10 protein-coding genes are annotated in these 10,860 nt (G+C 64.7%); all 10 read right to left on the reverse strand.

Annotated features, from left to right (window positions below):
• Window positions 1-101: 101 nt before the first annotated feature.
• On the reverse strand, window positions 102-1,484 hold the full coding sequence (gene hemN, locus HU766_RS11055) for an oxygen-independent coproporphyrinogen III oxidase (RefSeq protein WP_033699355.1): 1,383 nt from the start codon (window positions 1,482-1,484) through the stop codon (window positions 102-104).
• 105 nt (window positions 1,485-1,589) lie between these two features.
• Window positions 1,590-2,273: a sulfite exporter TauE/SafE family protein gene (locus HU766_RS11060; RefSeq protein WP_186656449.1), complete on the reverse strand. Its 684-nt coding sequence runs from the start codon at window positions 2,271-2,273 to the stop codon at window positions 1,590-1,592.
• Window positions 2,266-2,481, reverse strand: a complete 216-nt coding sequence (gene ccoS, locus HU766_RS11065; protein WP_033699353.1) for a cbb3-type cytochrome oxidase assembly protein CcoS — start codon at window positions 2,479-2,481, stop codon at window positions 2,266-2,268. The genes HU766_RS11060 and ccoS overlap by 8 nt, the downstream gene beginning before the upstream one ends.
• Window positions 2,482-2,495: 14 nt before the next feature.
• Complete coding sequence (locus HU766_RS11070) at window positions 2,496-4,940, reverse strand: heavy metal translocating P-type ATPase (RefSeq protein WP_186656458.1); 2,445 nt, start codon at window positions 4,938-4,940, stop codon at window positions 2,496-2,498.
• 144 nt (window positions 4,941-5,084) lie between these two features.
• Window positions 5,085-5,612, reverse strand: coding sequence for a FixH family protein (locus tag HU766_RS11075; RefSeq protein WP_186656477.1), 528 nt, complete (start codon window positions 5,610-5,612; stop codon window positions 5,085-5,087).
• A gap of 15 nt (window positions 5,613-5,627) precedes the next feature.
• Window positions 5,628-7,043: a cytochrome c oxidase accessory protein CcoG gene (gene ccoG, locus HU766_RS11080; RefSeq protein ID WP_033699348.1), complete on the reverse strand. Its 1,416-nt coding sequence runs from the start codon at window positions 7,041-7,043 to the stop codon at window positions 5,628-5,630.
• Between the two features lie 251 nt (window positions 7,044-7,294).
• The gene (ccoP, locus tag HU766_RS11085) at window positions 7,295-8,272 is read right to left on the reverse strand and encodes a cytochrome-c oxidase, cbb3-type subunit III (protein WP_186656485.1); all 978 of its coding nucleotides are present in this window, start codon (window positions 8,270-8,272) and stop codon (window positions 7,295-7,297) included.
• Window positions 8,269-8,466: a CcoQ/FixQ family Cbb3-type cytochrome c oxidase assembly chaperone gene (locus tag HU766_RS11090; RefSeq protein ID WP_033699345.1), complete on the reverse strand. Its 198-nt coding sequence runs from the start codon at window positions 8,464-8,466 to the stop codon at window positions 8,269-8,271. Before HU766_RS11090 ends, ccoP begins: the two co-directional genes overlap by 4 nt.
• Before the next feature lie 5 nt (window positions 8,467-8,471).
• Window positions 8,472-9,080 carry a cytochrome-c oxidase, cbb3-type subunit II gene (gene ccoO, locus HU766_RS11095; protein ID WP_003254286.1) on the reverse strand — a complete coding sequence of 203 codons (609 nt, stop codon included), beginning with the start codon at window positions 9,078-9,080 and terminating at the stop codon, window positions 8,472-8,474.
• On the reverse strand, window positions 9,080-10,522 hold the full coding sequence (gene ccoN / locus HU766_RS11100) for a cytochrome-c oxidase, cbb3-type subunit I (RefSeq protein ID WP_047581310.1): 1,443 nt from the start codon (window positions 10,520-10,522) through the stop codon (window positions 9,080-9,082). The genes ccoO and ccoN overlap by 1 nt, the downstream gene beginning before the upstream one ends.
• Between the last annotated feature and the right edge of the window lie 338 nt (window positions 10,523-10,860).

The raw sequence follows: 10,860 nt of genomic DNA on the forward strand, positions 1-10,860 counted from the left end.
TGCGTGCTGGCCAGGCCTCGGCGGGTGCGCGCCGAGGCCCTGTGAGTGCCCATAGTGTGCTGGCCAAAGGCGCTTGTCCATGCGGTCGAACGCCTCGCTTTTCAGATCACCCGCGAGAAGCGTTGGCGGTTGTGCATGGCCAGGTAGGCATCGAACACCATGCACACAGAGCGCGCCAACAGGCGGCCGGCAGGCAGGATGCGGATGCCCTTGTCGTCCAGGCTGATCAGGCCGTCCCGCTGCAAGGTCAGCAGTTCTGGCCAGAGGTCGTTGAAGTAGCCGCGAAAATCGATGGTGAAGGCCTGTTCGATTGGCTCGAAGTCCAGTTCGAAATGGCAGATCAACTGCTGGATCACAGCCCGCCGCAGGCGGTCGTCGTGGTTGCACAGCAGGCCACGCTGGGTTGCCAGCTGGGCGTTGGAAAGGGAGTCCTGGTAGGTGTTGAGGTCGCTGCTGTTCTGGCAGTAGAGGTCACCGATCTGGCTGATGGCAGAGACCCCCAGGCCGATCAGGTCGCAGTGACCGTGGGTGGTGTAGCCCTGGAAGTTGCGTTGCAGGGTGCCTTCTTCCTGGGCCATGGCCAGCTCATCGTCAGGCAGGGCGAAGTGGTCCATGCCGATGTAGCGGTAACCGGCGGCAGTCAGCTGGTCGATGGTGGCATGCAGCATCTCCAGTTTCGCCGTCGGGCTCGGCAGGTCGTTGTTGTCGATGCGCCGCTGGGGCATGAAGCGCTCCGGCAAATGGGCATAGTTGAACACTGACAGGCGATCGGGCTGCAGGCGGATGACTTCCTCGACGGTACGCGCGAAGCCTTCTGGCGTCTGCTTGGGCAGGCCGTAGATCAAGTCCAGGTTGACCGAGCGGAACTGCAGGGTACGCGCCGCCTCGATCAGGGTGCGGGTCTGCTCCAGGCTTTGCAGGCGGTTGACCGCACGCTGCACGGCCGGGTCGAGGTCCTGCACGCCCAGGCTGACACGGTTGAAACCCAGCTCGCGAAGCAGCCCCATGGTCGACCAGTCGGCTTCGCGGGGGTCGATTTCGATGCCGTAGTCACCGGAGTCGTCGTCCAGCAGGTTGAAGTGCTGGCGCAGGGTCGCCATCAGCTGGCGCAGCTCCACCGGGCTGAGGAAGGTGGGCGTGCCGCCGCCGAAGTGCAGTTGTTCAACCCGTTGCTTTGGGTCCAGGTGGCAGGCGATCAGCTGGATTTCCTGCTCCAGGCGTTGCAGGTACGGCGCGGCGCGGCCGCGGTCCTTGGTGATGACTTTGTTGCAGGCGCAGTAGTAGCAGATGTTGGCGCAGAACGGCACGTGCACGTACAACGACAGCGGGCGCACGGCCCGACGGCTCTCGCGCAGGGCGTGCAGCAGGTCGAACGAGCCCACTTCGCTGTGCAGTTGCACGGCGGTCGGGTAGGAGGTGTAGCGTGGTCCGGCCAGGTCGTAGCGGCGGATCAGGTCGGTATCCCAACGTAGGTCGTCGAGCATGTGGGCGGTCCCCGGATAGAGCGAGCAGTGTCCGGAGTCTAGGGGCGTCTGTAGGAATCTGTGTTGATTTGTATCAAAAGCTGCTGGGGCTGCACAGCAGGCCTATCAGTGCCCCATCAGCCAATGCTGGTGCGGCCCGGGCAGCGTCCACAGGCCAAACAGGATGACCAGCAGCCCGCCCGCCATGCGCACACTGCGCCGCCGCAGCAGGCTGCTGACGCGCTCCGCCGCCAAGCCCGTCGCCAGCAGCACCGGCCAGGTGCCGAGGCCAAACGCAAGCATCAACGCCGCGCTATACCCCGCATTGCCCTGGCTTGCAGCCCACAGCAAGGTGCTGTACACCAGCCCGCACGGCAGCCAGCCCCACAAGGCGCCCAGCAACAAGGCGCGGGGCAGGCTGGACACCGGCAGCAAGCGCGAGGCCACGGGCTGGATATGCCGCCACAGCCCTCTGCCCAAGGCTTCGATCTGCGTCAGCCCGCTCCACCAGCCCGCCAGGTACAGCCCCATGGCAATCAACAGCAGTGCTGCCAGCACCCGCAGCGCCAGGGCCGCCGGGCTGCTGGCCACGGCCCAGCCTGCCAGGCCCAGCAACAGGCCGGCGCAGGCATAGCTGAGAATACGCCCGACGTTGTACGCCAGCAGCAGGCGCAAACGCCGGCCGCGTTGCTCGGGTGGGATGGCCAGGGTCAGCGCGCCCATCAGGCCGCCGCACATGCCCAGGCAATGGCCGCCGCCGAGCAGGCCAAGGATCAGCGCCGAGCCGAGCAGGGGAAGCAGGTCAGGCACGGGGAGGGGGTTCCTTGTCGTCTTCGGCCGGGGTGTCGTCCGTTTTCACCGCAGCCTGGTGGCGCGGGTCCTGGTCGTCGAAGAGGATGCTGTGGGCAGGGCCGTCGAGGTCGTCGTACTGGCCGCTGTCCACCGCCCAGAAGAAGATGTAGACGGCAACACCGACCAGCAACAGGGCGGCCGGGATCATGACATAAAGGGCTGGCATCGGGCGGCTCCTGCTCAGGCGGTGGCGGGTTGCCGGTGGCTGCTGGTGGCCGGCGCAGTTGGCAGCCGGGTCAGGCGCAGGGCGTTGAGGACCACGATCAGCGAACTGACCGACATGCCGATGGCCGCCCACACCGGGGTGATCCAGCCGAGCGCGGCAAACGGCAACATGAGGCCATTATACAGGGTTGCCCACAGCAGGTTCTCGAGGATGTTGCGGCGGGTGCGGCGGGCCAGGTCGAAGGCCTGTACCAGTGCCTGCAGGCGGTTGGACAACAGCACCGCATCGGCGCTGGTCTTGGCCAGGTCGGTGGCGCTGCCCATGGCAATGCTGATGTCGGCAGCAGCCAGCACCGGCACGTCGTTGACCCCGTCGCCCAGCATCAGCACCTTGCGCCCTGCCGCCTGCAGCGCCTTGAGCCGGTCCAGTTTGTCGTCCGGGCGCAAGCCGCCGATGGCCTGGTCGATGCCCAGCTGTGCAGCCACCTCGGCGACCATGGGTGAACTGTCGCCGGACAGCAGCAGCGTCCGCCAGCCACGTGCCTTGCAGGCGGCGAGCAGGGCGGGGGCGTCGTCGCGCAGGCGGTCGTCCAGGCCGAACCAGGCCAGCGGCCCCTGGCGATCGCCCAGCAGCAGCCATTGCCCACGTGGCTCGGGCACGCCGGGTATCTCGGCGCCACTCAGGGCGCAGACGAAGGTGGCCTGGCCGATGCGCAGGCGCTGGCCGTCGACCCGCCCCTCAAGGCCCAAGCCGGGTACTGTCTGCACATCGTCGGCAGGCGCGGCAGTGCGGCCGAACGCGCGGGCGATGGGGTGTTCGGAGCGGTTTTCCAGGGCGGCGGCCAGGGCCAGGCAACGGTCGGCGGCCAAGCTGCCCAGTGGGCGGATGCTGCGTAGGGTCAAGCGGCCTTCGGTGAGCGTGCCGGTCTTGTCGAAGATGACCGTGTCGATCTGGTTGAGGCCTTCGAGCACATGGCCGCGGGTTACCAGCAGGCCGAGTTTGTGCAGGGTGCCGGTAGCGGCGGTGAGGGCCGTGGGGGTGGCCAGGGACAGGGCACACGGGCAGGTTGCTACCAGCATGGCCAGCACGATCCAGAAGGCCCTGCCCGGGTCCAGGTGCCACCACCACAGGCCGATGACCACGGCGGCGATCAGGGTGAACAGCAAAAACCACTGCGAGGCGCGGTCGGCGATCTCGGCCAGGCGCGGTTTTTCGGTCTGCGCGCGTTCCAGCAAGCGGACGATGGCCGACAGCCGCGAGTCGTGGCCGAGGGCTTCGACCTCAATGTTCAAGGTGCTCTCGACGTTCAGCGTGCCGCCGGTGACCCGCTCGCCGACGCGGCGCGGTTGCGGCAGGTATTCGCCGGTCAGCAGCGACTCGTCGACACTGGAGCGGCCTTCGACGATGCGCCCATCGGCGGGTATCACCGCGCCGGGCAGCACTTGCACCGTGTCGCCGCGCTGCAGTTCGCTGAGCAGGATGCGCTCGGCGCGGCCAATGGTGTCCAACCGCAGGCACGAGGCCGGCAGCAGGTTGACCAGTTGCGCGGTGGCCGCCGCAGTGCGTTCACGGGCGCGCCGTTCGAGGTAGCGGCCGGTCAGCAGGAACAGGGCAAACATGCCCACGGTATCGAAATACAGCTCGCCGCTGCCGCTGATCGCGGTCCAGATCCCGGCGCCGAACGCCAGGGCGATGGCCAGCGAGACCGAGACGTCCATGGTCAGGTGGCGGGTGCGCAGGTCGCGCGCCGCGCCCTTGAAGAAGGGCGCGCAGCTGTAGAACACGATCGGGATGGTGAGGAACAACGCGACCCAGCGCAGGATGGTGTGCAGCTCGGGCGAGAGGTCGATGTTGAATTCAGGCCAGGTGGCCATGGTCGCCATCATCGCCTGGAACCACAGCAAGCCGGCGACGCCCAGGCGCCTGAGAGCGCTGCGGTTCTCGCGGGCCAGTTGTTCGGCGGCCTGGTCGGGTTGGTAGGGGTGGGCGGCGTAGCCGATCTGGCGCAGCTCGGCGAGCAGGCGCGAGAGCGCCAACTGGTTGTCGTCCCAGCTGAGCAGCAGGCGGTGGTTGGACAGGTTCAAGCGAGCTTCGGCGACCCCGGGCAGGTTGCGCAGGTGTTTTTCGATCAGCCAGCCGCAGGCGGCGCAACTGATGCCCTCGACCAGCAGGGTGGCTTCGGCCAGGTCGCCTGTATGGCGGACGAAGGTTTGCTGCACGTCGCTGCGGTCGTAGAGCGCCAGCTCGTCCTGCAGTTGCCTGGGCAGCGCCTCGGGGTTGGCGCTGGTGTCGCTGCGGTGCTGGTAGTAGTGCTCCAGGCCCCCGGCGACGATCGACTCGGCCACCGCCTGGCAGCCCGGGCAGCAGAACTGTCGGGTTTCGCCGAGCACCACAGCGGTGAAGCGGTTGCCGCCGGGGACGGGCAGGGCGCAGTGGTAGCAGGGGGTGGGTTGGGTCATAAGGCAAGCACGCATTGAGTAGCGGGGACGGGGCCTGTGGGAGCGGGCTTGCCCCGCGAATGGGCCGGTAGGGTCAACATCAATAAGCAGGCCTGGCCCTTTCGCGGGGCAAGCCCGCTCCCACAGGTTGGGTAAGTGTCGCGATTATTTGTGTTCCGCACCCAGCAGCGCTTCATCGCCCAGTTGCAAGGTTACCCCATGCTCCACTTTCTCTTCCTCGAACAGCCGCCATACTTGCCCTTCCTGGCTGCCCAGCAACTCGACGAAGCGCCGCCCGTCGACCTTGTCGTCCAGTTGGCCGACATAACGCCCCGCCTCGGCACGGCTCAGCAGCACCTTGCGGTCCTTGTCCGGCTGGGTGGGCGATATCAGGTTCAGTTCCAGTGTCTGCGGGTCGCTGTCGCCGCTCAGGCGCAGGTCCACTTCGCCGGTCAGGTCGTCCAGGTGCACGCTGGCCTTGAGCTTGAGGGTCTGGGCCAGCAGCTCGCGGTCCAGCGAGCGGTTGATGCCCTTGCCGGCCTCGTAGTAGTTGTCATTCACCAGGTTGTCGGGGTTGCGCACGGCAATGCTGACCATGGTCAGGCTCAGGCACACGGAGGTGGTGAGGATGCCGATGATGATCCAGGGCCAGAGGTGTTTGTACCAAGGGCTGGCGGCGGTGGCGGCAGGCATTGTCGATAGTCTCTCTCAGCGGATCTGTGGGCCGATGAAGCGGCTCTTGGCTTCAACCTGGGCGTCGCTGTCATCGGCGCTCTTGAGGGTGAAGATGATTTCGTTGGTGGTCGATGGCAGTTTCTCGGGCGCCACCGACAGTTGCACCGGCAGGCTGACGATATCGCCGGCCGCCACGCGGATTTCGCGCTGGCCTTCGAGCTTGAGGTCCGGTAGGCCGGCGGCGTCCAGCACGTAGACGTGGTCGCGCTGGTCCTTGTTCATGACCTTGAGGCTGTAGACGTTCTCGATCCGCCCCTGGGCGTTTTCGCGGTACAGCACCCGGTCCTTGCTGACGTCGAAACCGACCAGCGAGCGGGTAGCGAAGGCGGTGGCCAGGGCGCCGATCATCACCAGCAGCACCAGCGCGTAGCCGATCAGGCGGGGGCGCAGCATGTGGGTTTTCTGCCCGGACAGGTTGTGCTCGGTGGTGTAGCTGATCAAGCCTCTGGGGTAGTTCATCTTGTCCATGATGGTGTCGCAGGCGTCGATGCACGCGGCGCAGCCGATGCACTCGATCTGCAGGCCGTCGCGGATGTCGATGCCGGTGGGGCAGACCTGTACGCACATGGTGCAGTCGATGCAGTCGCCCAGGCCCTGGGCCTTGTAGTCGATGTCTTTTTTACGCGGGCCACGGGTTTCGCCACGGCGCGGGTCGTACGACACGATCAGCGTGTCCTTGTCGAACATCACGCTCTGGAAGCGCGCATAGGGGCACATGTACACGCACACCTGCTCGCGCAGCCAGCCGGCGTTGCCATAGGTGGCAAGGGTGAAGAACCCGACCCAGAAGTAGGCCCAGCCATCGGCTTGGCCGGTAAAGAATTCGATGGCCAGTTCGCGGATCGGCGAGAAGTAGCCGACGAAGGTCATGCCGGTGACGAACCCGATCAGCAGCCATAGGCTGTGCTTGGCGAACTTGCGCAAGAACTTGTTGCCGCTCATGGGCGCCCTGTCGAGCTTCATGCGCTGGTTGCGGTCCCCTTCGGTGACCTTTTCGCACCACATGAAGATCCACGTCCATACGCTTTGCGGGCAGGTGTAGCCGCACCATACGCGGCCGGCATACACGGTGACGAAGAACAGGCCGAAGGCGGCGACGATCAGGATACCCGACAGCAGGATGAAGTCTTGAGGCCAGATGGTGGCGCCGAAGATGTAGAACTTGCGCTCGGGCAGGTTCCACCAGACGGCCTGGTGGCCGCCCCAGTTCAGCCACACGGTGCCGAAGTACAGCAGGAACAGCAGCGCACCGCCGACCATGCGCAGGCGGCGGAAGACGCCGGTGAAGGCGCGGGTGTAGATTTTCTCGCGGGCGGCGTAGAGGTCGACGGAATCCTTCCCTTTGCTGGCAGGCGGGGTGACGTCATGTACCGGAATTTGCTTGCTCATCATCAAGTCCCACGGCAGTGGAGAAATGCCGCGGCCAGTGCATGCCGGCCGCAGTCTCGCGCAATCTGCTAGCGCGCTGCGCCCCATGATACGCCCGTGATGGCAGTCTGGGGTCGCACTGCGACCTTTAGTCGCGTTGGGTTCGTGGTGTGAATCGTGTTATGGCGGGTGTCAATTGATCCAAGTCATCTTGTGCTGAATTGGCGGGCCTCTTCGCGATCCGACTTGCCCCGCGAAGAGGCCGAACCTGCTTACTCGGCCTTAGCGGGCTCCTGCTGATGCGACAGGCTGTAAACATAAGCGGCCAGCAAATGCACCTTGTCATTACCTTGCAACTGTTCCTGCGCCGGCATCTGCCCCTGGCGACCATAACGGATGGTCTGTTGCAGTTGAGCAAAGCTCGACCCGTAGATGAACGCCTGCGGGTGGGTCAGGTTCGGTGCGCCCATGGCTGGGGTGCCCTTGCCTTCAGGCCCATGGCAGGCCACGCAGTTGGCGGCGAAGATCTTCTGCCCGTTCTCGGCATCGGCCTTCACGCCTTCGGGCAGCGTACGGCCATCGAGCTTGCTGACCACAAAGGCCGCCACATCAGCCACACCTTGCTCGCCGATCACCTCGGACCAGGCCGGCATCACGCCGTGGCGCCCGCCCATGATGGTGGTCTTGATGGTTTCCGGCTCACCGCCCCAGCGCCAGTCGTTGTCGGTCAGGTTGGGGAAGCCGTAGGCGCCCTTGGCGTCGGAGCCGTGGCACACCGAGCAGTTGGAGGCAAACAGCCGTGCGCCCATTTTCAGTGCCTGCGGGTCCTTGGCCACGTCCTCGATGGGCATGGCGGCGAACTTGGCGAAGATCGGCCCGAAGCGGGCATCGGCCTTGGCCATTTCCTTCTCCCACTCGTGCACGCCGGTCCAGCCCGGCTGGCCGTTGGCAAACTCGGTCTGCTTGTCGGTATCCAGGTACGAATAGCCCGGCAGGATGCCTTTCCAGTTACCCAGGCCCGGGTACAGCACCAGGTAGCCGAGGGCGAAGATGATGGTGCCGACGAATAGCCAGAACCACCATTTGGGCAGTGGGTTGTCATATTCCTCGATGCCATCGAAGGCATGCCCGACGGTCTCGTCGGTGACCTCTTCGCGCTGGCCCTTGCGGGTCGACAGCAGCAGCCAGGTCAGCGAGAAGATGGTGCCCAGGGTCAGGACGGTGACGTACAGACTCCAGAAGGTTGTCATTGTTTTTTGCTCCCAGAAGCTTTTGCTTGCGCTTGCTCGACGTGCCGGGTGGCTTCGGGGTCATCCGCGAAGGGCAGCCGGGTCGCCTCGTCGAACTCCTGCTTGCGCCGCGGGTTGAACACCCACAGCGCCAGGCCCACGAAGGCCACCATCACCACGACGGTGCCCAGGCCGCGAATCATCCCGATATCCATCAGCGTCACCGTTTGCTTTTGATGATGGTGCCAAGACCCTGCAGGTACGCGACGATGGCGTCCATTTCGGTCTTGCCCTTGACCGCGTCACGCGCGCCGGCGATGTCGGCGTCGGTGTACGGGGTGCCGAGGGTCCGCAGGACCTCCATCTTCTTCGCGGTGTCCTTGCCGTCGAGCTTGTTCTCGACCAGCCACGGGTAGGACGGCATCTTCGACTCGGGCACCACGTTGCGCGGGTTGTACAGGTGCGCACGGTGCCAGTCATCGGAGTAGCGGCCACCGACGCGGGCCAGGTCCGGGCCGGTACGCTTGGAGCCCCACAAGAACGGGTGGTCCCACACGCTTTCACCGGCCACCGAGTAGTGGCCATAGCGCTCGGTTTCAGCGCGGAACGGGCGGATCATCTGCGAGTGGCAGCCCACGCAGCCTTCACGGATGTAGATGTCGCGGCCTTCAAGCTCCAGCGCGGTGCGCGGCTTCATGCCTTCAACGGGTTTGTTGGTGACGTCCTGGAAAAACAGCGGGACGATCTGGGTCAGGCCACCGACGCTGACGGCGATGACCATGAAGAAGGCCAGCAGGCCTATGTTCTTCTCGACGGCTTCATGCTTCATCAGTGCGCTCCCACGACGACGATCTTGGCGGCTTCATCCGCTTCTACCGGGTTGGCCGCGCGTACGGTGCGGAACACGTTATAGGCCATCAGCAACATGCCCGAGGCGAAGAACGCACCGCCCAGCGCACGGACGATGTAGCCCGGGTGGCTGGCCTGCAAGGCTTCGACGAAGGAGTAGGTGAGCGTGCCGTCATCGTTGATGGCGCGCCACATCAGGCCCTGGGTGATGCCGTTGACCCACATCGAGGCGATGTACAGCACGGTGCCGATGGTCGCCAGCCAGAAGTGCGCGTTGATCAAGCCGACGCTGTGCATCTGCGCGCGGCCATATAGGCGCGGGATCATGTGGTAGACCGCGCCGATCGAGATCATCGCCACCCAGCCGAGGGCGCCGGCGTGGACGTGGCCGATGGTCCAGTCGGTGTAGTGCGACAGCGAGTTCACGGTCTTGATGGCCATCATCGGGCCTTCGAAGGTGGACATGCCGTAGAACGCCAGCGAGACGACGAGGAAGCGCAGGATCGGGTCGGTACGCAATTTATGCCAGGCACCGGACAAGGTCATCATGCCGTTGATCATGCCGCCCCAGCTTGGCGCCAGGAGGATGATCGACATCACCATGCCCAACGACTGCGCCCAGTCGGGCAGTGCGGTGTAGTGCAGGTGGTGTGGGCCGGCCCAGATGTACAGGGTGATCAGCGCCCAGAAGTGCACGATCGACAGGCGGTACGAGTAGATCGGCCGCTCGGCCTGCTTGGGCACGAAGTAGTACATCATCCCCAAAAAGCCCGTGGTCAGGAAGAAGCCTACCGCGTTGTGGCCGTACCACCACTGGATCATCGCGTCGGTGGCACCGGCATAGGCCGAGTACGACTTGAACAGGCTGACCGGCAGCGAGATGTGGTTGACGATGTGCAGCATCGCGGTGACCACGATGAATGCACCGTAGAACCAGTTGCCGACGTAGATGTGCTTGGTCTTGCGCTTGACGATGGTGCCGAAGAACACCAGCCCGTAGGTGACCCAGACGATGGCCAGCAGGATCGCCAGCGGCCATTCCAGCTCGGCGTATTCCTTGGTGGTGGTGTAGCCCATCGGCAAGGTGATCAGTGCGCCGACGATTACCGCTTGCCAGCCCCAGAAGGTGAAGGCCGCCATGCTGTCGGAGATCAGCCGGGTCTGGCAGGTGCGCTGCACCACGTAGTAGCTGGTGCCGAACAGCGCACAGCCGCCGAAGGCGAAGATCACCAGGTTGGTGTGCAGCGGGCGCAGTCGGCCGAAGCTGGTCCAGGGCAGGTCCAGGTTCAGTTGCGGCCATACCAGTTGCGAGGCGATGAAGACGCCGAGGCCCATGCCAAGGATCCCCCAGACCACCGTCATGATGGCGAACTGGCGGACGACCTTATAGTTATAAGCAGTCGGACTGATTGCTGTGCTCATTCTAAGGTTCCACGGTTTTAATGTTCTTGTTGGTCGAAAAATCGGCGCCAGTATCGATAACCACCGGGGTTATCGCAACGCAACTTTGGTACGCCGACCCGTGTCCAAGCCCGTTCACCTGTGTCCAGCGGTGTCAGGGTTCGAACGATTGTACACAAATAAATATTTGTAATGTGTACCGTTTTTCATCTTTTTCTGATCGATCGGTCAGGCTTTTTTATCGGACGGCGCTAGGCTGTGCGCCGCGTCTGCTTCGCTGGATTGGCAGCGAAGCCCACTGAGGCAACAAGCTTAGTTCGGTTAGGGGGGGGTGCACGGGAGGGCGTACGGCGGGGGAG

Origin of the sequence: Pseudomonas sp. SWRI77, assembly GCF_014269105.1 — a bacterium.
Classification (GTDB): Bacteria; Pseudomonadota; Gammaproteobacteria; order Pseudomonadales; family Pseudomonadaceae; genus Aquipseudomonas; species Aquipseudomonas capeferrum.

Bases quoted from the DNA above. Each gene is read 5' to 3' on its own strand.
- hemN (WP_033699355.1), bottom strand. From the start codon at position 1,484: ATGCTCGACGACCTACGTTGGGATACCGACCTGATCCGCCGCTACGAC.
- ccoS (WP_033699353.1), bottom strand. From the start codon at position 2,481: ATGCCAGCCCTTTATGTCATGATCCCGGCCGCCCTGTTGCTGGTCGGT.
- HU766_RS11070 (WP_186656458.1), bottom strand. From the start codon at position 4,940: ATGACCCAACCCACCCCCTGCTACCACTGCGCCCTGCCCGTCCCCGGC.
- HU766_RS11075 (WP_186656477.1), bottom strand. From the start codon at position 5,612: ATGCCTGCCGCCACCGCCGCCAGCCCTTGGTACAAACACCTCTGGCCC.
- ccoG (WP_033699348.1), bottom strand. From the start codon at position 7,043: ATGAGCAAGCAAATTCCGGTACATGACGTCACCCCGCCTGCCAGCAAA.
- ccoP (WP_186656485.1), bottom strand. From the start codon at position 8,272: ATGACAACCTTCTGGAGTCTGTACGTCACCGTCCTGACCCTGGGCACC.
- HU766_RS11090 (WP_033699345.1), bottom strand. From the start codon at position 8,466: ATGGATATCGGGATGATTCGCGGCCTGGGCACCGTCGTGGTGATGGTG.
- ccoO (WP_003254286.1), bottom strand. From the start codon at position 9,080: ATGAAGCATGAAGCCGTCGAGAAGAACATAGGCCTGCTGGCCTTCTTC.
- ccoN (WP_047581310.1), bottom strand. From the start codon at position 10,522: ATGAGCACAGCAATCAGTCCGACTGCTTATAACTATAAGGTCGTCCGC.